General features: G+C 54.5%; 29 protein-coding genes and 1 tRNA gene. 23 read left to right on the top strand and 7 right to left on the bottom strand.

The genetic code is table 11. The annotated features are described in order from the left end of the window. Positions 1-21: 21 nt before the first annotated feature. The 21 genes from HED65_RS12130 (at position 22) to HED65_RS12030 (ending at position 13,857) form a co-directional block, all read left to right on the top strand. Positions 22-462, top strand: coding sequence for a DinI-like family protein (locus HED65_RS12130; RefSeq protein ID WP_114978765.1), 441 nt, complete (start codon positions 22-24; stop codon positions 460-462). A 180-nt stretch (positions 463-642) separates the two neighbouring features. Beyond that, positions 643-846: a tail protein X gene (locus tag HED65_RS12125; protein WP_114978764.1), complete on the top strand. Its 204-nt coding sequence runs from the start codon at positions 643-645 to the stop codon at positions 844-846. Then, positions 837-1,058: a phage holin family protein gene (locus tag HED65_RS12120; protein WP_114978763.1), complete on the top strand. Its 222-nt coding sequence runs from the start codon at positions 837-839 to the stop codon at positions 1,056-1,058. The genes HED65_RS12125 and HED65_RS12120 overlap by 10 nt, the downstream gene beginning before the upstream one ends. Continuing rightward, complete coding sequence (locus HED65_RS12115; RefSeq protein ID WP_114978762.1) at positions 1,042-1,551, top strand: lysozyme; 510 nt, start codon at positions 1,042-1,044, stop codon at positions 1,549-1,551. The genes HED65_RS12120 and HED65_RS12115 overlap by 17 nt, the downstream gene beginning before the upstream one ends. Further along, positions 1,548-1,973: an Rz-like lysis system protein LysB gene (gene lysB / locus HED65_RS12110; RefSeq protein ID WP_114978761.1), complete on the top strand. Its 426-nt coding sequence runs from the start codon at positions 1,548-1,550 to the stop codon at positions 1,971-1,973. Before HED65_RS12115 ends, lysB begins: the two co-directional genes overlap by 4 nt. After that, entirely contained in the window at positions 1,861-2,106 is a 246-nt protein-coding gene (gene lysC / locus HED65_RS22690) for an Rz1-like lysis system protein LysC (RefSeq protein ID WP_231926973.1), read from the top strand. Before lysB ends, lysC begins: the two co-directional genes overlap by 113 nt. Beyond that, entirely contained in the window at positions 2,069-2,536 is a 468-nt protein-coding gene (locus tag HED65_RS12100; RefSeq protein ID WP_114978760.1) for a phage tail protein, read from the top strand. Before lysC ends, HED65_RS12100 begins: the two co-directional genes overlap by 38 nt. 112 nt (positions 2,537-2,648) lie before the next feature. Beyond that, a complete protein-coding gene (locus tag HED65_RS12095; RefSeq protein WP_114978759.1) occupies positions 2,649-3,290 on the top strand; it encodes a phage baseplate assembly protein V in 642 nt (213 codons plus the stop codon). Further along, positions 3,287-3,637 carry a GPW/gp25 family protein gene (locus HED65_RS12090; RefSeq protein WP_114978758.1) on the top strand — a complete coding sequence of 117 codons (351 nt, stop codon included), beginning with the start codon at positions 3,287-3,289 and terminating at the stop codon, positions 3,635-3,637. Before HED65_RS12095 ends, HED65_RS12090 begins: the two co-directional genes overlap by 4 nt. A gap of 5 nt (positions 3,638-3,642) precedes the next feature. Then, a complete protein-coding gene (locus tag HED65_RS12085; RefSeq protein ID WP_114978757.1) occupies positions 3,643-4,551 on the top strand; it encodes a baseplate assembly protein in 909 nt (302 codons plus the stop codon). Beyond that, positions 4,544-5,074: a phage tail protein I gene (locus HED65_RS12080; protein ID WP_114978756.1), complete on the top strand. Its 531-nt coding sequence runs from the start codon at positions 4,544-4,546 to the stop codon at positions 5,072-5,074. The genes HED65_RS12085 and HED65_RS12080 overlap by 8 nt, the downstream gene beginning before the upstream one ends. Before the next feature lie 11 nt (positions 5,075-5,085). After that, positions 5,086-6,813 (top strand): phage tail protein, encoded by a 1,728-nt coding sequence (locus tag HED65_RS22685; protein ID WP_223256818.1) that lies wholly within the window; start codon positions 5,086-5,088, stop codon positions 6,811-6,813. Continuing rightward, entirely contained in the window at positions 6,810-7,331 is a 522-nt protein-coding gene (locus HED65_RS12070) for a tail fiber assembly protein (RefSeq protein WP_168112394.1), read from the top strand. Before HED65_RS22685 ends, HED65_RS12070 begins: the two co-directional genes overlap by 4 nt. 124 nt (positions 7,332-7,455) lie before the next feature. Then, positions 7,456-8,643: a phage tail sheath protein gene (locus HED65_RS12065; RefSeq protein ID WP_114978754.1), complete on the top strand. Its 1,188-nt coding sequence runs from the start codon at positions 7,456-7,458 to the stop codon at positions 8,641-8,643. An 11-nt stretch (positions 8,644-8,654) separates the two neighbouring features. Continuing rightward, on the top strand, positions 8,655-9,173 hold the full coding sequence (locus HED65_RS12060) for a phage major tail tube protein (protein WP_114978753.1): 519 nt from the start codon (positions 8,655-8,657) through the stop codon (positions 9,171-9,173). A gap of 56 nt (positions 9,174-9,229) precedes the next feature. Beyond that, complete coding sequence (locus tag HED65_RS12055; protein ID WP_047347798.1) at positions 9,230-9,538, top strand: phage tail assembly protein; 309 nt, start codon at positions 9,230-9,232, stop codon at positions 9,536-9,538. 32 nt (positions 9,539-9,570) lie between these two features. Beyond that, positions 9,571-9,690 (top strand): GpE family phage tail protein, encoded by a 120-nt coding sequence (locus HED65_RS12050; protein WP_114978752.1) that lies wholly within the window; start codon positions 9,571-9,573, stop codon positions 9,688-9,690. Continuing rightward, positions 9,683-11,962, top strand: coding sequence for a phage tail tape measure protein (locus tag HED65_RS12045; RefSeq protein WP_114978751.1), 2,280 nt, complete (start codon positions 9,683-9,685; stop codon positions 11,960-11,962). Before HED65_RS12050 ends, HED65_RS12045 begins: the two co-directional genes overlap by 8 nt. A gap of 11 nt (positions 11,963-11,973) precedes the next feature. After that, complete coding sequence (locus tag HED65_RS12040; protein ID WP_114978750.1) at positions 11,974-12,438, top strand: phage tail protein; 465 nt, start codon at positions 11,974-11,976, stop codon at positions 12,436-12,438. Continuing rightward, positions 12,435-13,589, top strand: coding sequence for a phage late control D family protein (locus HED65_RS12035; RefSeq protein WP_114978749.1), 1,155 nt, complete (start codon positions 12,435-12,437; stop codon positions 13,587-13,589). Before HED65_RS12040 ends, HED65_RS12035 begins: the two co-directional genes overlap by 4 nt. A gap of 67 nt (positions 13,590-13,656) precedes the next feature. Then, on the top strand, positions 13,657-13,857 hold the full coding sequence (locus HED65_RS12030) for an ogr/Delta-like zinc finger family protein (protein WP_114978748.1): 201 nt from the start codon (positions 13,657-13,659) through the stop codon (positions 13,855-13,857). An 81-nt stretch (positions 13,858-13,938) separates the two neighbouring features. Here the strand turns inward: HED65_RS12030 and HED65_RS12025 are convergent. After that, a tRNA-Ile gene (locus tag HED65_RS12025) sits at positions 13,939-14,014 on the bottom strand. A gap of 124 nt (positions 14,015-14,138) precedes the next feature. On the opposite strand from HED65_RS12025, the gene mug reads away from it, so the two are divergent. Then, positions 14,139-14,645 (top strand): G/U mismatch-specific DNA glycosylase, encoded by a 507-nt coding sequence (mug, locus tag HED65_RS12020; protein WP_049005081.1) that lies wholly within the window; start codon positions 14,139-14,141, stop codon positions 14,643-14,645. A 30-nt stretch (positions 14,646-14,675) separates the two neighbouring features. Here mug and HED65_RS12015 read toward each other — a convergent pair whose 3' ends face one another. The 5 genes from HED65_RS12015 to rpsU form a co-directional block, all read right to left on the bottom strand. Further along, on the bottom strand, positions 14,676-16,673 hold the full coding sequence (locus HED65_RS12015; protein WP_114978747.1) for a TonB-dependent receptor domain-containing protein: 1,998 nt from the start codon (positions 16,671-16,673) through the stop codon (positions 14,676-14,678). Between the two features lie 10 nt (positions 16,674-16,683). After that, positions 16,684-17,733: a 7-bladed beta-propeller protein YncE gene (yncE, locus tag HED65_RS12010; protein ID WP_114978746.1), complete on the bottom strand. Its 1,050-nt coding sequence runs from the start codon at positions 17,731-17,733 to the stop codon at positions 16,684-16,686. Between the two features lie 161 nt (positions 17,734-17,894). Further along, a complete protein-coding gene (gene rpoD, locus HED65_RS12005; protein ID WP_114978745.1) occupies positions 17,895-19,742 on the bottom strand; it encodes an RNA polymerase sigma factor RpoD in 1,848 nt (615 codons plus the stop codon). Between the two features lie 154 nt (positions 19,743-19,896). Further along, the gene (gene dnaG, locus HED65_RS12000; RefSeq protein WP_023294585.1) at positions 19,897-21,642 is read right to left on the bottom strand and encodes a DNA primase; all 1,746 of its coding nucleotides are present in this window, start codon (positions 21,640-21,642) and stop codon (positions 19,897-19,899) included. A 115-nt stretch (positions 21,643-21,757) separates the two neighbouring features. Further along, on the bottom strand, positions 21,758-21,973 hold the full coding sequence (gene rpsU / locus HED65_RS11995) for a 30S ribosomal protein S21 (RefSeq protein WP_001144069.1): 216 nt from the start codon (positions 21,971-21,973) through the stop codon (positions 21,758-21,760). Between the two features lie 236 nt (positions 21,974-22,209). On the opposite strand from rpsU, the gene tsaD reads away from it, so the two are divergent. Beyond that, positions 22,210-23,223, top strand: coding sequence for a tRNA (adenosine(37)-N6)-threonylcarbamoyltransferase complex transferase subunit TsaD (gene tsaD / locus HED65_RS11990; protein WP_028017130.1), 1,014 nt, complete (start codon positions 22,210-22,212; stop codon positions 23,221-23,223). Positions 23,224-23,270: 47 nt separating this feature from the next. Here tsaD and ureG read toward each other — a convergent pair whose 3' ends face one another. Beyond that, positions 23,271-23,888 carry an urease accessory protein UreG gene (gene ureG / locus HED65_RS11985; protein WP_028017131.1) on the bottom strand — a complete coding sequence of 206 codons (618 nt, stop codon included), beginning with the start codon at positions 23,886-23,888 and terminating at the stop codon, positions 23,271-23,273. Between the last annotated feature and the right edge of the window lie 7 nt (positions 23,889-23,895).

Raw genomic sequence — 23,895 nt, 5'->3', positions numbered from 1 at the left:
GTATCTCGTGGTGGAGGTTGTGTGGACAGAGAGTTGAACGAGCAGGTCATGATTGAACGAGTCGAGATGATTGCGCGACTGACGACAGAAGGATCGTGTCAGGAAAGAGATCGTGAGATTGCCCTGAATTTGATTGCTGAGATTGCGCGGGGAAATTTAATCAAGAACAACGCGTTTACCGTTGTTTTCTCAGCATCGCCTGTTCCGGAACGCATTAAAAAAGAGGGTAACGTTCGGGTGAACATTACCCTCGATAAAGATCAGCAGATTGACCATGCCGTCGTCGAGGCCTTCCAGTGCGAACTGACCCGCAGAATTCGGACCCTGTTTCCGTCATCCCGGGTGAACGTAAAAATAGGATCGGTGACGGGGGTCGAACTCCAGGGGCTTGAAAGAGAGGCCGATCGCGAGGCGCTGGATACTATTCTTCGGGAAGTCTGGGAAGATGAGAGCTGGCGCTAGCCACGGCTCATTACCCTAACCCACATCCCTCATTCAGATTTTGCGCTTCCGTTGAACCACGCTTCGCTGCTTGCGGACGGTTTGTTGTGTCCGCGATTACCCATCCCTCAGCGATAGCGAAAAGGCCGCCGGCCCGGGAAACTCTACAGTACCTGGAAAACCGGATGTTGGGAGCGTCTGATGAAAATCTATGCAATGCAGGGGGACACGCTTGATGCTGTTTGCTCTCGCTTTTATGGGCGCACGGCTGGCGTCGTTGAAGCCGTTCTGAAGGCCAATTCTGGCCTCGCGGAGTTAGGCGTTATCTTGCCTCACGGCACGCCGGTAGAGATGCCGGAGGTGAATAGCGCCCCCACAAAAGAATCCGTAAACCTATGGGACTGAGCCTGGAGAAAATCACCACGTTTGTCGCCTACTGGCTGGCCGTGGTGCTGGCCTGGTTCGGGGCGATGTCTCCTGAAAAAGTCGCGCTGTACGTGGGGAGTCTTTGCGCCATTTTTACCGCGCTAACGAATTACTGGTTTAAGCGCAAAACCTGGCGCTATCTCCAGTCTCTGGGCCTTGATAAGAAGAGCATTCGTGAACTCAATCATTAAGCGTTGCAGCGTCGCCGGCGTGCTGGCCCTGGCGGTACTGATGCCTGATTTTCGGCTACTGAAAACGTCCCCGGAGGGGTTGGCTTTGATTGCCGATCTCGAAGGATGTCGCCTCTCGCCCTACCGGTGTAGTGCGGGCGTATGGACGTCAGGCATTGGCCACACGGCAAACGTTGTGCCGACACGGGACATTACCGAGCGTGAGGCTGCGGTAAACCTGGTCGCTGATGTGCTCAATGTTGAGCGGCGGCTGGCGGTGTGTGCGCCGGTGGAGATGCCGCCTCGAGTCTATGATGCGCTGGTGAGTTTTACCTTTAATGTCGGCACGGGCGCTGCCTGCCGTTCGACCCTGGTGTCGTTTATTAAGCGTAAACAGTGGTCGCAGGCATGCGGCGAGCTTACCCGCTGGGTGTACGTCAACGGCGTGAAAAATGCCGGTCTGGAAAACCGTCGTGTTCGTGAGAAAGCCTGGTGCATGAAGGGGCTGCAGTGAGGGCCCTCGTGCTGATACTGGCCGGGCTGCTGGCTATCACGCTGTGGCTTCGTCATGACAACCTGAACCTGTCCCGTTCCTTAGCCACAGCTAACCGGGTCGCCAGCGAGCAAAAAACTGCCCTTGCCACGCTTAACCAGCAGTTGTCCCTGTCGCAAGAGATTGCCAGAGCAAATGAAAACGCTCAGGTCAGGCTTCGTGAGGAGCTTGTCAGTGCGGGTGAGGAGAGGGCAAGACGGGAAGCGACTATCGGGAGATTACTCAATGAAAATGAAGCGTTACGCCGCTGGTATACCGCTCAGCTGCCTGATGCTGTCCGCAGGCTGCACACCCGCACCGCCTGCGCCTCTGCAGCCCATTGTTTACAACGCCTGCCCGAAGGTGAGCCGCTGTCCGATGCCGGGAAGCGAGCCCGCCACTAACGGCGATCTCAGCGCCGATATTCGCAGGCTTGAGTATGCCCTTATCGCCTGCGCGCTGCAGGTGGAAACCATTAAAGACTGTCAGGATAAACTCGATGCACAAACTCAAGAGCCTGCGTCAGGCATTAATTGACGCGATCCCCCAACTGAATGCCAACCCCGAGCGCCTGCAAATGTCGGTCGGCAGCGGCAATATAGACGCCCGCCTTGCCTCCTCGCTCTCCTTTGAAAAGCGATATACGCTGAACGCGAAGGTCAGCGGTTTAGCTGGCGACAGCGAGGGTTTTTTCGTCCCGGTGCTGGCCTGGCTGCGGGAAAACCAGCCGGACATTTTTACCCTCGATGACGGACGCAAAAACGGATACACCTTCGCGATCGTCTTAAACGATGACGGTTCGATGGATATCAGCATCAGCATGCAGGTAACTGAGCGCATTCTCGTTTCTCAGGAACAGGGCGCACTGCACGCGACCTATTCCCCCGAACCGCCGCTGCCGGAGCCCGTCACGCGTCCGAAAGAGTTGTACATTAACGGCGAGCTGGTCAGCCGGTGGGAGGACTAACTTCCCCACGCTGAAGGCCGCCAGCCGCCTGCTGTCTGGACCGCTTGTTGTATCATCCCGCAGAAAACCCCGTCTCGTTGCAGCCGTTCGTCCTGAACGGCATTCTCTTCTCATGAATACATTAACTTCCATGAACGGTATCGCTCGCGCGATCCGCAATCTGATTCGTATCGGTGTTGTGACCGACGTTGACCTCAACAGAGGGCTTTGTCGTGTCCAGACCGGCGGGATGAAAACCACCTGGCTGAACTGGCTAACCTGCCGCGCCGGACGTTCGCGCGTGTGGTGGGCCCCTTCCGAGGGAGAGCAGGTGCTGCTGCTGGCCATCGGCGGTGAGCTTGATACTGCCTTCGTGCTGCCCGGCATTTTCTCGGACGACCATCCGGCGCCGTCCGGGTCACCTGATGCGTTCCACGTCTCGTTTCCGGACGGCGCGGTAATTGAGTACGAGCCCGGGCGTGGGGCGCTGACGGTCTCAGGCATTAAAACGGCCGACATTACCGCCTCTGAATCGCTGACCGCCACCGTTCCGGAGGCGCGTGTGACGTCAACGTCCCGCATCACGCTGGATACGCCTGAAGTGGTGTGTACCAACAAATTAATTACTGCCTCTCTTGAAGTGCAGAAGGGCGGTGTGATGGCCGGAAATATCGAGCATTCCGGCGGCAAATTTACCTCCAATGGGGTGCAGGTGGACAACCACGCGCACGGCAGTGTGCAAAGCGGCGGAAGCTGGACTAAGGGGACACAATGACGGTGCGTTACAGGGGAATGAACAGGCAGACCGGGCTTAGCCTTTCAGAGGCTGAACACATCCGGCAAAGCGTGCGCGACATTCTGGTTACGCCGATCGGCTCGCGGGTCATGCGCCGGGAATACGGCTCGCTGCTGGCGGCGATGATCGACAGGCCGCAGAGTCCGGCGCTGCGTCTGCAAATCATGGCCGCATGCTATTCCGCCATCCAGAAATGGGAGCCGCGGATAAGCCTGACGGCCATCACTTTCGAACGTTCGGAGAACGACGGGACGTTGTATGTCGATATCACCGGCACGCAGCCGACCTCCGGACAATCATTTTCTATCACTATTTCACTGAGTTAAACGCTATGGCTATTGTTGATCTGAGCCAGCTCGCCGCGCCTGATGTCGTGGAGGAGGTGGATTATGAAACGCTGTTGGCAGAACGAAAGGCCACCTTTGTCTCGCTCTATCCGGAAGAAGAGCGAGAAGCGATTGCACGGACGCTGACGCTGGAATCCGAGCCGATTGTGAAGCTGCTGCAGGAGAACGCCTATCGGGAAGTTATCTGGCGCCAGCGGGTTAATGAGGCTGCGCGTGCTGTTATGTTGGCCTACGCGGCGGGCAGCGATCTGGATCAGATTGGGGGAAACGCAAATCTGCAGCGTCTGGTGATTACCCCTGCCGATGACAGCACGTTCCCACCCACTCCAGCGGTAATGGAGTCCGATACCGATTTTCGTCTGCGCATTCAGCAGGCGCCGGAAGGGCTTAGCGTGGCTGGTTCAACAGGGGCATATCAGTTCCATGGCCGCAGCGCAGATGGCCGGGTGGCTGACATTTCTGTTATCAGTCCACAGCCGGCGAACGTCACGGTATCCGTGCTCTCCCGGGAGAATAACGGCGTGGCATCTGAGGAACTGCTCGCCGTTGTTCGCAATGCGCTGAATGATGAGGATGTCAGGCCCGTCGCTGACCGCGTGACCGTCCAGTCGGCCAGGATTGTCGACTACAGCATTGCCGCCTCGCTATTTCTTTTCCCCGGTCCTGAAAGTGAACCTGTGCTTAGCGCGGCAAAAGCGCGGCTACAGGCCTATATCACGGCCCAGCATCGGCTTGGACGCGATATCCGCAAGTCTGCCATTTACGCCGCGCTTCACGTGGAAGGGGTGCAGCGGGTTGAACTGACCGTACCCGCGGCAGATATCGTGCTTGATGAAACCCAGGCCTCATGGTGCAGCCACTACAGCGTAACCGTGGGGGGAAACGATGAGTAATACCCGCCTTTTACCGGTTGGCTCATCGGCGCTTGAGGTCGCCGCGGCGCGGGCCTGTGCGGACATCGAAAATACGCCTGTTCCGCTGCGCCATCTCTGGAATGCGGACGCCTGCCCGGCGAATCTGCTGCCCTGGCTGGCGTGGGCGTTTTCGGTTGACCGTTGGGATGAGAACTGGCCGGAGGCCACCAAGCGGGAGGTGATCCGCGCCGCGTGGTTTATTCATGCCCACAAGGGAACGATTGGGGCCGTGCGTCGTGTGGTGGAGCCGCTTGGCTATCTGATCAACGTTACCGAGTGGTGGCAAACCAACGATCCGCCCGGCACCTTCCGCCTTGATATCGGTGTGTTAGACACCGGCATCACCGAGGAAATGTATTACGAAATGGAGAGGCTTATTGCTGATGCAAAGCCTGCAAGCCGCCACCTTATTGGCCTGAATATCATCCAGGACATCCCGGGTTATCTCTATACCGGCGCCCTGAGCTATGACGGCGACATCATTACGGTTTATCCCGGATAAGTGAGAGCACAATGACAGTGAAATATAAAACGGTTATCACCAAAGCCGGTGCCGAAAAACTGGCTGCAGCGACCGTCCCGAACGGGAGGAAAGTTAATTTTACGGTGATGGCGGTGGGTGACGGTGGAGGCTCATTGCCGGTGCCTGATGCCGGACAGACGAAGCTGGTTAATGAAGTCTGGCGCCATGCGCTGAATAAAATCAGCCAGGACAATAAAAAGCTTAACTATGTGATCGCGGAGCTGCTTATTCCTCCCGAAGCGGGAGGTTTCTGGATGCGTGAGATGGGTCTTTACGATGACACCGGCACGTTGATTGCCGTCGGGAACATGGCGGAAAGTTACAAACCATTGCTGGAGGAGGGATCTGGCCGTGCGCAGACTGTGAGAATGGTGATCATGGTCAGTGATATCGCCTCGGTCGAACTCTCGATAGATACGTCTACGGTGATGGCGACCCAGGAGTACGTTGATGAGAAGCTTGAGGAGCATGAGCAGTCTCGTCGCCATCCCGATGCCACGCTAACGGCTAAAGGGTTTACTCAGCTTAGTAGCGCAACTGACAGTTCTTCTGAAGCACTGGCTGCAACGCCGAAAGCGGTTAAGGTTGCTTACGACCTCGCCAGCGGGAAGTATACGGCTCAGGATGCGACTACAGGACAAAAGGGTATTGTCCAGCTCAGTAGCGTGACTGATAGCTCATCTGAGTCTCTCGCGGCGACACCCAGGGCGGTGAAAACAGTTGGCGATGACGTCATTAAACTCAGGAATAACCTGGGTACCGCCGCGACCAAAAACGTACAGGAGGCACCTGACGATATTACTCCTGGTCGGGTGCTAGTTAATGGCGGTGCAGTGGCTATCAGAACCGTATCTGCAAGAGCTGGGACGGGGCTTTCAAATGCCAATTCCCTGCCGCTCAACTCGGTAAGTTTCTGTTATTCAAATGCAACTAATTCGCCGGGTTATGAGGCGACGATTCTCGATGTTGGCGGGCTTGGCGGCTATCGTGTGCAATATGCTGCATCTTATAGTGATGGTGGTAAACGCCTTAAATTCCGTGCTTTTAATGGTGATAATAGTGTATGGGGAGGTTGGCAGGAGATTTATCATACCGGTAATAAACCCAATGCTGTCGATGTTAATGCGGTATCAGCTTTTGGCGGAGATTACAACGGTACCTTCAGATTTGGCAGGGTAGGAACGGTGCCTACTGAAAGAAACTCTTCAGCGCTTATTAGCGCACAGCCAGGAGGACCCGGTGGTATTGTTTCTGGCGCTATATTCGAATGGTACGATAATTCGATGGCTATCGGCCTGACGAGAGGTGGAGGCACAGATGCTACTGGTTTTGCTATATGGCTCAACAATCGTCTTCTGGCAACAGTTGCTCCAGATGGAGCGATTGCGAGTAGTGGAAATATTTATTCAGGGCAGGGCCTATTTGAATCAGGCGGAGCGGTTCGAGTTTATTCATCAAACAACCCACCACCTCAACAAGATCTAAGCCCTTATGCAAGGCAAGACTGGACGTTGCAATACTTTGTCCGGGATGTCGCGATGGGGGCTGAGGGATCATTTACGATTGTAAGAAATGCCTGGCAGCGTGTGCCTCCAGGTTGTGCCATGACAGGCTATAACTTTGAAGGCGATAACCCCGGAGGGGATACTATTTTTTATCGTCCGATTCAAAAATACATGTCCAATATTGGATGGATTACGGTAGGTCATACAGCATGATTACACTTAAGAATTTCGTTCAATATGAACCAGAATATAAAGATTTTTTGTTTAGCGCTATATTCATTCAATCAGAAGAAGGGCTGGACTGGTATTACCATATGTCCCGCTTTCAGGCAGATACCCTGAAAATTTGCTACGACAAGAATAATATTATTCGTTCTTTCAGTAATCAGGTAGACCGTCTCTTTCCTTTGGGGATGTCAGTTTCAGAAGTCGATCAAGCAGAAGTACCTGAAGGTCTGAATATACACGGTGAGTGGGCCTGGAATGGCACTAAAATTATTCCACGCCAGTTGACAAAGGAGGAAGAAAAACAACTGGCGGAAACCACAAAAAGTGAATTGCTTGCCGAAGCTTCAGATACTCTCGCTCCACTCCAGGATGCCTCCGACCTCGGCATCGCAACAGAAGAGGAGGTCGCCAAGCTGTTACTCTGGAAGCGCTATCGGGTGATGCTAAACCGGCTGGATATCAGTACTGCCCCGGATATCGACTGGCCCGAACGCCCTGCCTGACCCCAAACCCTCCATCCGGAGGGTTTTTCGTTTGTTGTGTAATCCTTTCCCCAACCCCAATACGTCGCATCAATTACGCACTCCACAGACAATAGCCTCACCACTAAACGAAGGAGTTAACCGGATGGGCGACTATCACCACGGCGTGGAAGTTATCGAAATCAACGATGGCACCCGCACTATTTCCACCGTCTCGACGGCAATCATCGGCATGGTCTGTACGGCCAGCGATGCTGACGACAAGACATTTCCTTTAAACGAGCCTGTGCTCATTACCAACGTGCAAAACGCGATTGCGAAAGCCGGCAAGGCGGGGACACTGTCCGCTTCTCTGCAGGCGATCGCTGACCAGTGCAAACCGGTTGTCGTTGTTGTTCGCGTGGCTGAAGGCACCGCAGAAACCCCGGAAGAGGCACGCAAACAAACTGTTTCCAACATCATCGGCACCACTGATGAAAACGGGAAATATACCGGCCTGAAGGCGCTTCTCACGGCGAAAACGGTGACCGGCGTTAAGCCACGCATTCTCGGTGTGCCGGGGCTGGATTCTCAGGAAGTAGCGACCGCGCTGGCCGCCATGTGCCAGAGCTTGCGCGCGTTCGGCTATGTCAGCGCATGGGGTTGTAAAACCATTTCTGAGGCGATCGACTACCGCAAAAACTTCAGCCAGCGCGAGCTGATGGTTATCCATCCTGATTTTCTGGCATGGGATACCACCACGAACGCAACGACAACGGCCTGGGCTACCGCCCGTGCACTTGGCCTGCGCGCCAAAATCGACCAGACCATGGGCTGGCATAAAACCCTGTCAAACGTTGGCGTCAACGGCGTCACTGGCGTAAGCGCCTCTGTCTCCTGGGATCTGCAGGAACAGGCCACCGATGCGAACCTGCTTAACCAGGCTGGCGTCACCACGCTGATCCGCAACGACGGCTTCAAATTCTGGGGTAACCGTACCTGCTCAGACGATCCGTTATTTGTCTTTGAAAACTACACCCGTACCGCACAGGTGCTGGCCGATACCATGGCGGAAGCGCATGCGTGGGCGATGGATAAACCCATCACGCCAACGCTTATCCGTGACATCGTTTCCGGTATTAATGCCAAGTTCCGCGAGCTGAAAACCAACGGCTATATCGTCGACGGCTCCTGCTGGTATGACCCTGAATCGAACGACGCATCAACCCTAAAAGCGGGGAAACTGTATATCGATTACGACTACACCCCTGTCCCGCCGCTGGAAAACCTGACCCTGCGCCAGCGCATCACCGATACCTATCTGGCAGACCTGTCAGATTCGGTTAATAGCTAAGGAGCTGAAGCATGGCGTTACCACGCAAACTTAAATACCTGAATATGTTCAACGATGGCCTGAGCTATATGGGCGTTGTTGAGTCTGTCACCCTGCCGAAGCTTACCCGCAAGCTGGAGAAGTATCGCGGCGGCGGCATGCCTGGCTCGGTCTCTATTGACCTCGGCCTGGACGATGATGCTCTGGCACTGGAGTGGACCATTGGCGGTCTGCCGGACGTGGCGCTGTGGGCGCAGTATGCCTCTCCGGGTGCGGACAGCGTGCCTCTGCGCTTTACCGGCTCTTTCCAGCGCGACGACACGGGCGAAATCTCCGCTGTCGAGATCGTTATGCGCGGCCGTCACAAAGAGTTTGATGGCGGTGAAAACAAGCAGGGTGAGAGCGGCACGACCAAGATGTCCACCGAGTGCGCTTACTACCAGCTGACCATTGATGGCAAAGAGATCATCGAAATCGACATCATCAACATGGTGCTGAAAGTCGACGGCGTCGATCGTCTGGCGGAACACCGTAAGGCCATCGGCCTGTAACCCTTTACCCGGCCGGGACTGCCGGCCGGTGAGTTAACTTTCTGAAGAGTAACGAAATGGACAATATCAACGAGACTGCCATGAACGAAAGTGAAAACCCACATATCGTCACGCTTGATAGCCCCGTTCTGCGCGGCGAGCAAAAAATTGAAAAGGTGACCGTCGCAAAACCCAACGCGGGAACGCTGCGAGGGGTATCGCTGGCCTCGCTGGCGCAATCTGACGTCGATGCGTTGATTAAGGTGCTGCCGCGAATGACCTCGCCGGCGCTGACCGAGCATGAGGTTGCGCGCCTGGATGCCTGCGACCTGCTCTCTTTTGCAGGTAAGGTGATTGGTTTTTTGTCACCGGCTTCGGCTCGCTGAAATTTCCCGAAAAACTGTCGGTCGACGATCTGATGGCGGATATCGCGGTGATCTTTCACTGGCCGCCGTCAGAGCTGTACTCCCTGAGCATGACCGAACTCCTCTTATGGCGCGAAAAAGCGCTACAGCGAAGCGGAAACCACCATGAGTAATAATGTCAGTCTTCAGGAGCTGCTTAAGGCAGTTGACCGGGCAACCCGACCGCTTAACGCTCTCCATAACGCCAGCCTCACTCTCGCGAGCGATATCCGTGATTCGCAGACGGCGCTGGGGGCGCTCGATGAGCAGGCGGGGCGTATTGACGGCTTCAGGAAATCAAATGCCCAGCTCACCGTGACGGAGCTGTCGCTTGCGCGAGCGAAACAGCAGGCAGCGGCGCTGGCGGTGCAGTTTAAAAACACGCAAAACCCCACCCAGGCACAGGCTGATGCGCTGACGGCAGCCCGAAAATCGGCGGCCGACCTTAAGCTTGAGTACAACAGCTTACGCTACTCGGTACAGCGTCAGCGCACTGAACTCGCTCAGGCGGGAGTCAACACGCGCACGCTCTCGTCTGATGAGCGTCGTTTACGAACTCACATCAGCGAAAAAACGCAGCAGCTTAACCGACAGCGTGATGCGCTGGCCCGCGTTAATCAGCAGCAGGAGCGGCTGAGTACCGTTCAGAATCGCTATGAGTCAGGCAAACGCGTTGCCGCGCGGGTGCATCAGCTGGCTAATGCGGGCGTGGGCATGGCCAAAGCGGGCTTTGAGCAGACGTCCCGCTTTATGGCTCCCGGCGTCAGTTTTGAAAAACAGATGTCGGCTATTCAGGCAAGTCTTGGTCTGGAGAAGGGGGACGCACGGCTTGAGGCCATTCGCCAGCAGGCGCGGGAGGTCAGTGCCAGGACCGGAGTACCTGCAGATACGGTCCTCCGGGCACAAAGCGAACTGACTCGTTCAGGCTATGACGCCGATGGGCTGCTGGCGGCGACCGCGCCAACGGTCAACCTCAGCCTGGCGGGGAATGTCGACGCGGCAAAAGCGGCCGATATGATCGCCAGCACGCAGGCCGCGTATAGCCTGGCCGATACGGACGCGGGACGCATCGCAGATGTGCTTACGCGCGGTTCTACCTCTTCAAATACCAGCCTCGCTGAGATGGTGGCGGCCGTCACCTCCGCTGCGCCAGCTGCGGATGCCGCCGGTATGGGGCTTGAAGAGACCACCGCGCTGCTTGGCGTTCTGGCGGAAAAAGGAATGAAAGGCGCCGCCGCGGGGGACGCGCTCAGCGCGATGTTGCGCCATGTTCAGACTCCGGATGCCATAAAAGCCGCAGGGGCGCTGGCTTCCGCTGCGGGTGATGGATCGCTTGATGAAAAACGCCAGCAGTTGCAAGGGGCAAAGGGCAGTACCGCGCTCTCGGCTTCCGCGCAGACCGATAATCTTGACGGCGATATCAACCGATTCCAGGCCGCGTGGAACGGGTTGAAGATTGATGTATTTGATAAAGCTGATGGCGCTCTGCGCAACCTGATAACAACCGCAACCGGCTGGCTTGGCACGGCCTCCCTTTGGGTGAATGCCAACCCTGAGCTGACGCAGACCCTCGCCGGCATCGTTGTCGGCGCGCAGGCCTTTGCTGGCGTACTGGGTAGCGTAGGCACGGTTATCGGCCCGGTTCTGACGGGCGTCAATATGGTTGTTACCGCAGCCGGGATGTTGGGAACGGTATTCAGCGTGGTGGGCGGCGCCATCATGACGGTGCTGGGTGCCCTTAGCTGGCCGGTAATTGCCCTTGGCGCGGCGATTGCTGCGGGTGCTTTACTGATTTTTAAATACTGGGAGCCCATCAGCGCCTTCTTTGGCGGGGTGATGGAAGGGCTTTCGACGGCTTTCGCACCGCTGGGGGCGCTGTTCTCACCGGTGATGGCGGTATTTGACGCTATCTCGGAGAAGCTGGGCGGTATCTGGCAATGGTTCACCGACTTAATCACGCCGATCAAGGCGACGCAGGAAACGCTGGATGGCTGTAAAAACGCTGGCGTGATTTTTGGTCAGGCGCTTGGCGATGCGTTAATGGCACCGCTTGATCTCTTTAACAGCCTGAGCGGCAAGGTCAGTTGGCTGCTGGAGAAGCTCGGTCTTATCAAAAACGAGTCGGGCGATCTCGACGCCGCTGCGGCAAAAGCTGAAGCAGCATCCTCTCCGGCGGGCAGCGCTTATATTCCGGGCGCGGGGATTTCTGGCGGTAGCCTGGGGTATCAGCCGACCATCGCTACTGGAGGACGCTCTTACGTCGATCAGAGTAAAAGCGAATATAACATCACGCTGCAGGGGGGCACGGCCTCCGGAACGGATCTGACGCGTCAAATCCGGGAGACAATAGATAACATTGAACAGGATAAAGCGAGACGGCAGCAATCCAACTTTATGTATGGTTGAGGAGAGAAAAAATGTTAATGGTGCTGGGTCTGTTTGTCTTTGAACGGCGAACCTTACCGTATCAGTCAATGCAGTTCACAAAGGACTATCGCTGGGCATCCAACGATCGCATCGGAAAACCCAAAGCCTGGCAGTATCTTGGCGAAGGTGAGACATCTCATTTGCTCACAGGAACGCTCTATCCGGAAATTACCGGCGGGCGACTCTCCCTGAAGGCGATCGAGCTGATGGCGAATGAAGGGCGGGCATGGCCGTTGATAGACGGTACCGGCATCATTCACGGCATGTTTGTCATTGAGAAAGTTACGCATACCCACACGGATTTTTACAGCGATGGTGCCGCCCGAAAAATTGAGTTTACCCTGTCGCTAAAACGTGTGGACGAATCGCTGATGACAATGTTTGGCGACCTGAGAACGCAGGCTGAAGAGCTGGTGGAAAGCGCACGAAATAGCATTGGAGGGCTGGTGGGATGATCACCGAAATGAATATCCGGGCGGGTGGGAAAATCGCCCCTGATTTTATGCTTAAGCTTGACGATCGCGATATCACGCAAAATTTCAGCCATCGCCTTATCAGTCTGACTATGACCGACAAACGTGGGCTGGAAGCCGATCAACTGGATATTCTACTGGATGATTCCGACGGGCTGCTGGACTTACCTGCCCGGGGGGCAAGGCTGTCCTTATGGCTGGGATGGGAGGGAACCCCGCTCGAGGAGAAAGGGGACTTTACGATTGATGCGATTCAATTCAGGGGGGCGCCGGACACGCTGACCATCCGGGGATTCAGCGCAGATTTTCGTGGAAAGCTAAACGTGCGGCGCGAACAGTCGTGGCATGACACGACGATTGGCGCGATAGTCGATACCATCGCTCAGCGTAACCAGTTGACCGCCAGCGTCGCGTCGGGGCTTGCATCCATCGCCATCTCTCATATTGACCAGTCTCAGGAGACAGACGCGGCGTTCCTCTCCCGCCTTGCTGAACGTAATGGAGCATTTGTTTCAATCAAAGCCGGGAAAATTATCTTTATGAAAGCGGGCCAGGCCGTGACGGCCAGCGGCATTCCGCTTTCCTTAATGATGATTGAACGTGGGGATGGAGATAAGCACCTTTTTTCCATAGCTGACCGTGAAAATTATTCCGGCGTAACGGCCAAATGGCTGCAAACGCGTGACCCCAAACAACAAAATCCTCAATTGAGTATTAATCGTCAGTCAGGAGAGCAGCAGACAGAAGCACTGCAACACCCGGATGCCGCCGCACCGGTAGCGGGAGCAGCAGGCAAGGAGCAGAAACCGCAAGAGAGGCTGGTGGGATCGGCGGAGAACGTATTTGAGCTCACCACGGTGTATGCCTCTGAGGAGCAGGCGCTCAGGGCTGCGGAGGCGAAGTGGCGCGCGCTTCAGCGTGGTACCGTGAATTTTTCCATTCAGCTGGCTCTGGGACGCGCAGATCTATTTCCCGAAACGCCGGTGCTGGTCAACGGCTTTAAACGCGTTATTGATCAGCAGGCGTGGATTATCAACGAGGTGATCCATACCCTCAGCGGGAGTGGGTTCACCACTCAGCTTAAGCTAGAACTGAACGTGGCCGACGAAAAATTTTCTGTCGACAGTGAGTAATTCATTTGCCATTACGTTGTTTTTGAGTATTATTAATTCACAAAATGTGAATTAAACGGAGGGGTACATGTTTCATTGTCCTAAGTGCAAGCATTCAGCGCATGCGCGTACCAGTCGCTATCTAAGTGAAAATACCAAAGAGCGCTATCACCAGTGCACTAATGTGGACTGCAGCTGTACGTTCGTGACGATGGAGTCCGTGGAGCGTCTGATTGCGACACCTGGCGTCTCTGAGGGTGCCCGAACGGCGTCTTTTAGCCACGGTTAGCGGCTGTGCCACCGGCTCAAAAAACCATTAAAAAAGCCACTCAATCGAGTGGCTTAATCATATGATTCTAAAGCTAAAATTTGGTGGCCCCTGCTGGACTTGAACCAGCGACCAAGCGATTATGAGTCGCCTGCTCTAACCACTGAGCTAAGGGGCCGTGGCGGTGAATTATAAAGTAACTCCCCTCAGCAATCCAGCCATTCACACCTGCCTGCTGTTTTTATAAACAATGCATAATCAATCCTTTATACTTCCATAACGATGTATCAGTGGGAGTAACGATGATCAACGACATTCTGGCCCCTGGGCTGCGGGTGGTGTTCTGCGGAATTAACCCGGGCAAGTCCTCGGCGCACACCGGTTTTCACTTCGCCCATCCGGGGAATCGCTTCTGGAAGGTTATCCATCAGGCGGGGTTTACTGACCGGTTGCTTAAGCCTGAAGAAGAGCAACACCTTCTGGATACACGCTGCGGTATCACCATGCTGGTCGAGCGTCCTACGGTGCAGGCAACGGAGGTCAATCTGCATGAACTGCGTAGCGGCGGCCGGGAGCTGATTAAGAAAATAGATGATTATCAGCCGGCTGCTCTGGCAATCCTCGGTAAGCAGGCCTACGAGCAGGCGTTCAGCCAGCGTGGAACGAAGTGGGGCAAGCAGAGCATCATGATTGGCGTTACGCAGGTGTGGGTGTTGCCGAACCCGAGCGGGTTGAACAGAGCGACACTGGACAAACTGGTTGAAGCGTATCGTGAACTCGATGAGGCACTGGTCGTACGGGGGTTGTAACTGCCGGAGCGCCACGCTCCGGCATTAACCTTAAAACTCGAATCGAGCACCCATGTTGTAGCGGCGTCCTTCCAGGATGGAAGACTGGTTATAGGTCGTTTTGTATATCGGGTTCACGTCGAACAGGTTATAGATACCCGTCATTAGCGTGATGTTTTTGTTGAGATGGTAACGTAACCCTAAGTCGACCAGCGCATAAGCTTCTGTTGAGGTTGATTTACCGGTGTTTGGCGTATTGCTGCGCCAGCTGGCTTTGGTCCACAGCTCAAGGTCATTTAACGCATTCCATGTCAGTGACAGGTTGGCCATACTGCTCGGGAATTCGTTCAGTGCTTCTCCCTTGTATTGACCACTTTTTTGCTCACTGTGGGTGTAGGTATAGTTTGCGTTAGCCTTCAGCGCTGGCGTGACCTGCCAGTCGCCGTTCAGCTCCAGACCATAGATTTCCGCATCGCTGACGTTGAAATACTGAGAAACCTCTTCTGCTTCGTACCCGTTGTAGACACATTTCTGTGTGGCCGTTGCGGTACAGATGGTGTAGTCGCTGATCTTGTCTTTGAATTTGGTGAAGAATACGGTGGCATCCAGCGCCAGTGCATCCTGCTGCCAGTAAACGCCCACTTCGGTGTTGACGCTCTGCTCCGGCTTCAGGTCATCGTTACCGATCCCGATATACGAATAAGGATAGGAGCCATAGACGCTGGTAAAACCTTCGTTATTTTCACGCAGGTCTGGTTTTTTATACCCCGCAGAGATGCCGCCTTTCAGAGCCCAGCTTTCATCGATCGTCCAGTTACCGTAGAGTTTCGGCGTCACGTGGTAGCCAAAGTAGCTGTCGTGATCGAGACGCGCTGAGGTGGTGAGGGTGAAATCTGGCACCATCATCCAGGCATCTTCGGCAAACACGGCCCAGCCGTTGCGGCTGATTTCGCTGACCGGTGTGACTCCTGGAACCTCTTTGTCTGCAATACCGAACGTATCGTCCAGCTCATTACGCGTAAAGTTGATCCCCAGTGTTAACTTGTGATCGCCAAGCGAAAAGGTGTTCGCACTGTTGGCCTCATAGTTACGCTGCTTGATGAACTGCGAACTCATGCCCGGTATCCGGTATTCAGTTTTGGCGTTCTCATAGCTGACGAAGTTCTTCACTTCCAGCAGATCGTCGCCGTACCAGGCGTGCTGGGAAAGTGATGCGGCATCGCGATCAAAATCCCACTGCCAGGCTTTATCGTTATGTGATTTGACCTGATGCCCTTTGACGACGTTTAAATCCCACAGTTGGGTGTCGGTTGGCGACATATTGATGGTCGCGTCCAGGTTGCCAGCCTGGTGCTTCACAAAGCGTTCATCTTTCTGGCTGTCGTCATCGCGACGGTCCAGATAATCCGCAGCCACGCTCACGCCGAGTTTTCCCGGAATAATCGGACCCATCAAAAAGGCATTGGTCTGGTTGGTGTTGCCGTACTCGCTTTTCTCCTGCAGGAAGTAGTTATCTTCCAGTACGCCCGTCCAGGTATCCAGGTTGTACGCTTTTTTTGTGATGACGTTGACCACGCCGCCAATAGAGTCAGAGCCGTACAGGGAGGACATGGGCCCACGGATCACCTCTATACGCTCAATGGCGGCAAGTGGTGGTAAAAACGCCGCTTCGGTGCCGATGTGGTGCCCATAAGGACGGGACTCACGAGTTCCTTGCTTGATGCCATTGACCATATATGAGGTATAGGTCGAGTCCATCCCTCGCATCTGTACGTCACCTGTAGCAAGGCTACCGTTACCGTTGCCCACTAATACACCGGGCATTTCACGAAGGGCTTCAGTGACGTTCTGGTTAGAACGGGTGTTGAGTTCTTTTTCGCCGACGACAGAGATGGTCGCAGGCGCTTCGCGGCGTTCCTGCGCGAACCCGGTGGCGGTCACCACCAGTTGATCTTCATTAACAGGGGTGGTTTCTTCAGCGAAAACGGCCGCAGGAAGGCTGGTGAGGGCGAGCGAAATCGCCAGCGCCGAACGTGTCTGGTTAATCACATCGCATTCCTCAGAATTGGGTTAAATCGAGTTTGAGTACGTAGTCGGCCTGGGAAGATTTTTCATCCTGCTTCACGCTGACGAAGAGCGTTTTGTTATCAGGAGAAAGCACCATGCTATTCGGCATCGCTGCTGTTTTGATGGTGTGTTTCAGGCTGTAAGTATTGGCATCGATAACGCTAATCTGACGGGCATTGCGATGGGTGGCATACACTTCGTTGCGCGCAGGATTGTAGACGGCAGCAATGGCGTTAGGGGTTGGAACCCGGTGGAGGATCTTGCCAGAATCAAGCTGGACAACCAGCACGTCGACGGTGTTGCTATCGGTGATGAAGCCAACCCCTTTGGCGGTATTCAGGGCGATGTTCAGGAAGTAGTGCTTAGGTTCGGTTGGGTCAATTGCTACACGGGAAAGAACCTGAGAGGTTTTGCCATCCAGAGTAACCAGTTCACCTTTACCAGTAACGGCATAGACTTTATCACCCGCTTCATCGACCGCAAAGCCGACCGGATCCATCCCTTTAAGGGCGTGCAGAAGCGTCTGGTTTCGCGTATCGACAACCCACAGAATCCCTTTGCCTTCACTGGCAATCCCTGAGACATAGACGCGCTGATGCTTTTTATCGAGCACCACTTCGCGGACGTGGGCGTTATTCTCCGTATTCGCGAGCTGTAGGGTTTTGACTTCTTTGTTGGTGCGGGTATCCAGCAGGGTCACTGAGCCATCCAGTGCGTTGCCAGACCAGAGAATATGATTGGGTTCATCCAGTGCAACGGCAAAAGATCGACGATTGGTGACGATCCGTTCGCGAATCTTCAGCGAATCGGTTGAAAGCAGGAAAACTTCCCCAGCAGTTTTATTTTTGTCGAAAGAGGGGGCAGAAGCGGCATAGAGCGCCTGTTGTCCGGCGTCATAAGCCAGTTCGTAAACTCCATGACCCAGTGCCCTGGAAGCAAACTGCTCCTCAGAGAAATCCTTAGCAAAAGTGGAGCCCGTATGAAGAACCACAGAAATAGCGAACGCGCAGAGGGACCGATTTTTTAATATTTTGAAATTCATGTAATTTTTCTTTACAGTGATTTACGAAAAGAAAAATGATAATGAAAATAAATATCATTTACAATTGCATGTATGAGCAATTTACCCTACCAATTTTTGCACTCCGCGGAAAAAACCAAAAAAAAAGCTCCCCGGAGGGAGCTTTTCAATTTCAGGACTGATTAGTCGTCCAGGAAGCTACGCAGCACTTCAGAGCGGCTTGGATGACGCAGTTTACGCAGCGCCTTCGCTTCGATCTGACGGATACGTTCACGGGTAACGTCGAACTGTTTACCCACTTCTTCCAGCGTGTGGTCGGTGTTCATGTCGATACCGAAACGCATACGCAGCACTTTCGCTTCACGGGCGGTCAGGCCAGCCAGAACGTCGTGCGTTGCGGCACGCAGGCTCTCAGTGGTGGCAGAGTCCAGCGGCAGCTCGAGGGTGGTATCCTCGATGAAATCACCCAGATGCGAATCTTCATCATCACCGATTGGCGTTTCCATGGAGATTGGCTCTTTGGCGATCTTCAGCACTTTACGGATTTTGTCTTCTGGCATCAGCATGCGCTCAGCCAGCTCTTCCGGCGTCGGTTCGCGACCCATTTCCTGCAGCATCTGGCGAGAAATACGGTTGAGCTTGTTGATGGTCTCAATCATATGCACCGGAATACGGATGGTGCGCGCCTGATCCGCGATAGAGCGGGTGATCGCCTGACGGATCCACCAGGTTGCATAGGTGGAGAACTTGTAACCACGACGGTATTCAAACTTATCTACCGCTTTCATCAGACCGATGTTGCCTTCCTGAATCAGATCCAGGAACTGCAGGCCACGGTTGGTGTATTTCTTGGCGATAGAGATAACCAGACGCAAGTTCGCTTCAACCATCTCTTTCTTCGCACGGCGGGCTTTCGCTTCACCGATGGACATGCGACGGTTGATGTCTTTGACCTGCTCAATGGTCAGGCCGGTTTCTTCTTCAATCTGTTGCAGTTTCTGCAGGCCGCGATGCACATCTTCTTTCACGTCATGCAGTTTTTCAGACCACGGCTTGTTCATCGCGATCGCTGCGTTGAACCAGGTTTCGCTGGTTTCGTTGCCGGTGAAGAGGGTGATGAAGTTCTTCTTCGGCATTTTGCACTGCTCAACGCACAGTTTCATGATGATGCGTTCCTGGGTACGTACGCGATCCATCATCACGCGCATGCTGTTAACCAGGTAGTCGAACTGTTTTGGCACCAGGCGGAACTGTTTGAACACTTCAGACAGTTTCAGGATCTCTTCCTGAGCGGCGGCATGGCTGCGGCCTTTCGCTTTGATGGTGTCACGCGTCACTTCGTACTGGGTACGCAGTTCGGCAAACTTCTCACGCGCCAGTTCAGGGTCGATGCTGTTGTCATCATCGCTGCTGTCGTCGTCGCCGTCTTCCTCATCTTCGTCTTCGTCGTCATCCATCTCTTCCTGAGACAGTTCAGAACCGACGTGAGTAGCGGTTGGTGCCATATCTTCTTCGGCGTTCGGGTCGACAAAACCGGTGATCAGGTCAGACAGGCGCGCTTCTTCCGCTTCAACGCGATCGTACTGCTCCAGCAGATAGGTGATCGCTTCCGGGTATTCGGCAACAGAGCACTGAACCTGGTTGATCCCGTCTTCGATGCGTTTTGCGATGTCAATTTCGCCTTCGCGGGTCAACAGTTCAACGGTACCCATTTCGCGCATGTACATGCGGACCGGGTCAGTGGTACGCCCGATTTCAGATTCCACGCTGGACAGTACCTGTGCAGCAGCTTCTTCCGCATCTTCATCAGTGTTGTTGGAGGTTTCAGCCAGCAACAGATCATCGGCATCCGGTGCTTCTTCCATCACCTGAATGCCCATGTCATTGATCATTTGGATGATGTCTTCGATTTGATCTGAATCGACGATATCTTCCGGCAGATGGTCATTGACCTCGGCATAGGTCAGATAGCCTTGCTCCTTACCACGTTGGACAAGAAGTTTCAGCTGTGACTGCGGGTTTTGCTCCATAAGACGGTATCCACACTTAATTCGTTTGATTGGTGTCGGCGATGGGGCTGCCAACCTTTAAAGCGAGGGCGTACTTATATTTTTGCCGCTGCCTCTCAGTGCGGCTGCCGGGGGCTTCCCGATCGATATTCGGCACTTAAGCCGTTAAATTCTTTTATTTCTTCGCCAGTTCCTGGTTAATCATCCAGAGTTCCCGGCGTTCTTCGCTGCTTAAGCCGTGTGTGCGCTCGCGAGCAATCAACTCTTCCTGGCGCAGCTCAAGCATCGAATCAAACATATGGTTGAGTGAGTCGGTGAACGTTTTTTCTGCAATATCCTTATCTGCTATATCGTCCCACATCGACAGTTTTTCAAGGGTTGCGGCCTCTTTTGTGCCACGATAATGTTCTAAAAGTTGTCCGGTGGTCAGACCTGGTTGCGACAAACAAGTGTTGACCAATTCTGAAAATAAGCCAAGTCCGGGCAATTTTTCGTGGTTCAAACCCGCCAGCGACGGCACTTGCGGAGCAAGTTCGGGATTTTGCACCAGTAACCCTATCAGTATACGCATGGTTGTGCGTTTTAGCTGAGGCGCGGGGCGAACCGCACCGTTTTCAGCCTGTTTTGGCATTAAACGTTCAAGCTGGCTGTCATCCAGAATGCCAAGCTTGTTGCCTAACTCCTGACGCAGATAGATGCGCAGCGTTTCGCCGGGCACCTGGCTGATTAATGGCAGCGCCAGCGTACTGAGCTGCGCGCGCCCGTCAGGGGTACTCAAATCCACCTGCGGCATCAGGCTGTTAAACAGAAACGTGGAGAGTGGCTGAGCCTGCTCCATCCGTGCTTCAAACGCCGCTTTGCCCTCTTTACGCACCAGCGTATCCGGGTCTTCACCGTCGGGCAGGAACATAAAGCGCAACTGACGCCCGTCGGTCATGTAAGGAAGTGCTGTTTCCAGCGCGCGCCAGGCGGCATCCCGTCCTGCGCGGTCACCGTCGTAACAGCAGATGACATTGTTGGTCACCCTGAACAGCAACTGAATATGATCGGCCGTGGTGGACGTCCCTAACGATGCAACGGCATAGTTAATGTCGTACTGCGCCAGTGCGACGACGTCCATATAGCCTTCGACGACCAGAAGACGCGGAGGTTCCGCATTATCTTGCTGCGCCTCATAAAGGCCATACAGCTGACGGCCTTTATGGAAAATATCGGTTTCCGGGGAGTTGAGGTATTTCGGCAGGGCATCACCCAATACGCGACCACCAAAACCTATTACCCGTCCACGCTTGTCGCGGATCGGGAACATCACCCGTTCGCGGAAGCGGTCGTAGCTTCGTCCCTGGTCATTGGTGACCAGCATGCCTGCATCGATGAGGGATTTACGATCTTCGCTATTGCCGCCAAAACGCTTTAACACGTTGTCCCAGCCGGGCGGGGCGTAACCAATAGCGAAACGCGCAATGACATCGTCGCTCAGTCCGCGCTTGTTCAGATACTGACGCGCAGGCTCAGCCGCAGAGTGCTTAAGAGACTGTTGGTAAAACGAATTCAGGCCATCCATCAGCTGATACAGCGTTTGCCGTTGATGGCGCTCTATCTGGCTTGGCCCACTGCCTGCTTCATACGGCACTTCAAGGTTATGCATTGCCGCCAGTTCTTCGACGGTTTCAACGAACTCGAGCTTGTCGTAGTTCATTAAAAAATCAACGGCGTTACCGTGAGCACCACAGCCGAAGCAATGGTAAAACTGCTTTTCACCGTTTACGGTGAAGGAGGGGGTTTTTTCGTTATGGAACGGACAGCACGCATGGTAGTTCTTGCCCTGCTTTTTCAGCTTTACCCGCGCGTCGATGAGATCGACGATGTCGGTTCTGGCGAGCAGGTCATTGATGAAAACGCGTGGGATTCTTCCGGCCATATGCCCCAAAAATTTAAGCGACTTATAAACGAAAACAAGCCGCGCATTCCTTCCGGAAGCACGGCCTTACGACTATTACTCTGTCTGTCAATTGAGGGCTGAGGCCCTCAATCAATTAGTACAGACGAGTACGGCGTGCGTTTTCGCGAGCCAGTTTCTTCGCGTGACGTTTCACTGCAGAAGCTTTAGCGCGCTTACGTTCGGTCGTTGGTTTTTCATAGAACTCACGACGACGAACTTCAGCCAGAACACCTGCTTTCTCGCATGAACGTTTGAAGCGACGCAGTGCTACGTCGAACGGCTCGTTTTCACGTACTTTAATTACCGGCATGTAACTCTCACCTTTAATAAATTCGGTTTGCCGCTGGCATCAACGCCAGCTTATTTCAAAATGGTGCGGAATTTTACTGCAAATGCTGCTGCTTTGTAAAGCACCGATGCGATTTTGAAAGGGACTTTAATAAGGGTGAGGAGTATACACGAGCCTTCTTCCTGGGGCGAACAAAGTTTTACATCAACCCGCCCAGGCTCTACACTGCGCGGTATTGAAACGAGGTAAAACAAGTCATGCGTGTACTGGGTATTGAAACATCCTGCGATGAAACCGGCATCGCCATTTACGACGACGAGAAAGGGCTTCTGGCCAACCAACTGTATAGTCAGGTGAAATTACATGCTGACTACGGCGGCGTCGTGCCAGAACTGGCCTCTCGTGACCACGTGCGTAAAACGGTTCCCCTGATTCAGGCGGCACTGAAAGAGGCCGGGTTGAGTTCAACAGATATTGATGCCGTGGCATATACCGCAGGCCCGGGTCTGGTCGGTGCGCTGCTGGTTGGCGCAACGGTTGGCCGTTCACTGGCCTTTGCATGGGATGTTCCGGCCATTCCGGTTCACCATATGGAAGGGCATCTGCTGGCGCCAATGCTGGAAGATAACCCACCTGAGTTTCCGTTTGTGGCACTGCTGGTTTCTGGCGGTCATACCCAGCTGATTAGCGTGACGGGTATTGGCAAGTATGAGTTGCTGGGTGAGTCGATCGATGACGCCGCCGGTGAGGCATTCGACAAAACCGCCAAACTGCTGGGGCTGGATTATCCTGGTGGCCCGATGCTGTCCAAAATGGCGTCGCAGGGAACAGAAGGGCGCTTTGTCTTCCCGCGTCCGATGACCGACCGTCCAGGGCTGGATTTCAGCTTCTCTGGTCTCAAAACCTTCGCGGCTAATACCATTCGTAATAACGATGACAGCGAGCAGACCCGCGCCGATATCGCCCGTGCGTTCGAAGATGCGGTAGTCGATACGCTGATGATCAAGTGCAAACGCGCGCTGGATCAGACCGGCTTTAAGCGTCTGGTGATGGCAGGTGGCGTCAGCGCCAACCGTACGCTGCGTGCGAAGCTCGCAGAGATGATGCAAAAGCGTCGTGGGGAGGTGTTCTATGCGCGTCCGGAATTCTGTACTGATAACGGGGCGATGATTGCTTATGCCGGGATGGTACGTCTGAACGCCGGTGCAACGTCTGATCTGAGCGTCTCTGTGCGTCCTCGCTGGCCGCTGGCGGAGCTGCCGGAGGCGTAACCCCCTCAGTCTAACCCTCTCCCCACAGGGGAGAGGGAAATTTACGACTACACCCGCAACATCCCTTTCTCTTCTAAAAAACCAATAATCGTCGCCAGACCGTCTCCCGCCTTCAGGTTGGTAAAGGTCCACGGACGCTCGCCGCGCATGCGGTTGGTGTCACGCTCCATCACCTCCAGCGAGGCGCCCACGTACGGTGCGAGGTCGGTTTTGTTGATCACCAGGAAATCGGATTTGGTGATCCCCGGCCCACCCTTGCGCGGTATCTTCTCCCCCTCAGCCACGTCGATCACGTAGATTGTCAGATCCGCCAGTTCGGGACTGAAGGTCGCACTGAGGTTATCGCCGCCACTTTCAACGAAGATCAGATCCAGATTACCGAATTTCTCGCTTAATGCTTCTACAGCGGCCAGGTTCATCGAAGCATCTTCACGGATGGCGGTATGCGGGCAGCCACCGGTCTCCACGCCCACGATGCGTTCCGGCTCCAGCGCACCTGCTTCGGTGAGGATGCGCTGATCCTCTTTGGTGTAGATATCGTTCGTCACCACCGCCAGGTGATAGGTGTCGCGCATCGCTTTGCACAGTGCTTCCAGCAACGCAGTTTTGCCAGACCCTACCGGGCCGCCGACGCCCACGCGCAGGGGATGTTTGTAATCAGCCATGTTCACT

The sequence above is a fragment of the Pantoea sp. LS15 genome, from assembly GCF_012241585.1.
GTDB lineage: Bacteria > Pseudomonadota > Gammaproteobacteria > Enterobacterales > Enterobacteriaceae > Enterobacter.
Note: the sequence above shows the minus strand (reverse complement) of the source record. Positions and strands in the feature narration are given on the sequence as shown.

Bases quoted from the DNA above. Each gene is read 5' to 3' on its own strand.
- HED65_RS12125 (WP_114978764.1), top strand. From the start codon at position 643: ATGAAAATCTATGCAATGCAGGGGGACACGCTTGATGCTGTTTGCTCT.
- HED65_RS12120 (WP_114978763.1), top strand. From the start codon at position 837: ATGGGACTGAGCCTGGAGAAAATCACCACGTTTGTCGCCTACTGGCTG.
- lysC (WP_231926973.1), top strand. From the start codon at position 1,861: ATGCTGTCCGCAGGCTGCACACCCGCACCGCCTGCGCCTCTGCAGCCC.
- HED65_RS12100 (WP_114978760.1), top strand. From the start codon at position 2,069: ATGCACAAACTCAAGAGCCTGCGTCAGGCATTAATTGACGCGATCCCC.
- HED65_RS12095 (WP_114978759.1), top strand. From the start codon at position 2,649: ATGAATACATTAACTTCCATGAACGGTATCGCTCGCGCGATCCGCAAT.
- HED65_RS12090 (WP_114978758.1), top strand. From the start codon at position 3,287: ATGACGGTGCGTTACAGGGGAATGAACAGGCAGACCGGGCTTAGCCTT.
- HED65_RS12085 (WP_114978757.1), top strand. From the start codon at position 3,643: ATGGCTATTGTTGATCTGAGCCAGCTCGCCGCGCCTGATGTCGTGGAG.
- HED65_RS12080 (WP_114978756.1), top strand. From the start codon at position 4,544: ATGAGTAATACCCGCCTTTTACCGGTTGGCTCATCGGCGCTTGAGGTC.
- HED65_RS22685 (WP_223256818.1), top strand. From the start codon at position 5,086: ATGACAGTGAAATATAAAACGGTTATCACCAAAGCCGGTGCCGAAAAA.
- HED65_RS12070 (WP_168112394.1), top strand. From the start codon at position 6,810: ATGATTACACTTAAGAATTTCGTTCAATATGAACCAGAATATAAAGAT.
- HED65_RS12065 (WP_114978754.1), top strand. From the start codon at position 7,456: ATGGGCGACTATCACCACGGCGTGGAAGTTATCGAAATCAACGATGGC.
- HED65_RS12060 (WP_114978753.1), top strand. From the start codon at position 8,655: ATGGCGTTACCACGCAAACTTAAATACCTGAATATGTTCAACGATGGC.
- HED65_RS12055 (WP_047347798.1), top strand. From the start codon at position 9,230: ATGGACAATATCAACGAGACTGCCATGAACGAAAGTGAAAACCCACAT.
- HED65_RS12050 (WP_114978752.1), top strand. From the start codon at position 9,571: ATGGCGGATATCGCGGTGATCTTTCACTGGCCGCCGTCAGAGCTGTAC.
- HED65_RS12045 (WP_114978751.1), top strand. From the start codon at position 9,683: ATGAGTAATAATGTCAGTCTTCAGGAGCTGCTTAAGGCAGTTGACCGG.
- HED65_RS12040 (WP_114978750.1), top strand. From the start codon at position 11,974: ATGTTAATGGTGCTGGGTCTGTTTGTCTTTGAACGGCGAACCTTACCG.
- HED65_RS12035 (WP_114978749.1), top strand. From the start codon at position 12,435: ATGATCACCGAAATGAATATCCGGGCGGGTGGGAAAATCGCCCCTGAT.
- HED65_RS12030 (WP_114978748.1), top strand. From the start codon at position 13,657: ATGTTTCATTGTCCTAAGTGCAAGCATTCAGCGCATGCGCGTACCAGT.
- mug (WP_049005081.1), top strand. From the start codon at position 14,139: ATGATCAACGACATTCTGGCCCCTGGGCTGCGGGTGGTGTTCTGCGGA.
- yncE (WP_114978746.1), bottom strand. From the start codon at position 17,733: ATGAATTTCAAAATATTAAAAAATCGGTCCCTCTGCGCGTTCGCTATT.
- rpoD (WP_114978745.1), bottom strand. From the start codon at position 19,742: ATGGAGCAAAACCCGCAGTCACAGCTGAAACTTCTTGTCCAACGTGGT.
- dnaG (WP_023294585.1), bottom strand. From the start codon at position 21,642: ATGGCCGGAAGAATCCCACGCGTTTTCATCAATGACCTGCTCGCCAGA.
- rpsU (WP_001144069.1), bottom strand. From the start codon at position 21,973: ATGCCGGTAATTAAAGTACGTGAAAACGAGCCGTTCGACGTAGCACTG.
- tsaD (WP_028017130.1), top strand. From the start codon at position 22,210: ATGCGTGTACTGGGTATTGAAACATCCTGCGATGAAACCGGCATCGCC.
- ureG (WP_028017131.1), bottom strand. From the start codon at position 23,888: ATGGCTGATTACAAACATCCCCTGCGCGTGGGCGTCGGCGGCCCGGTA.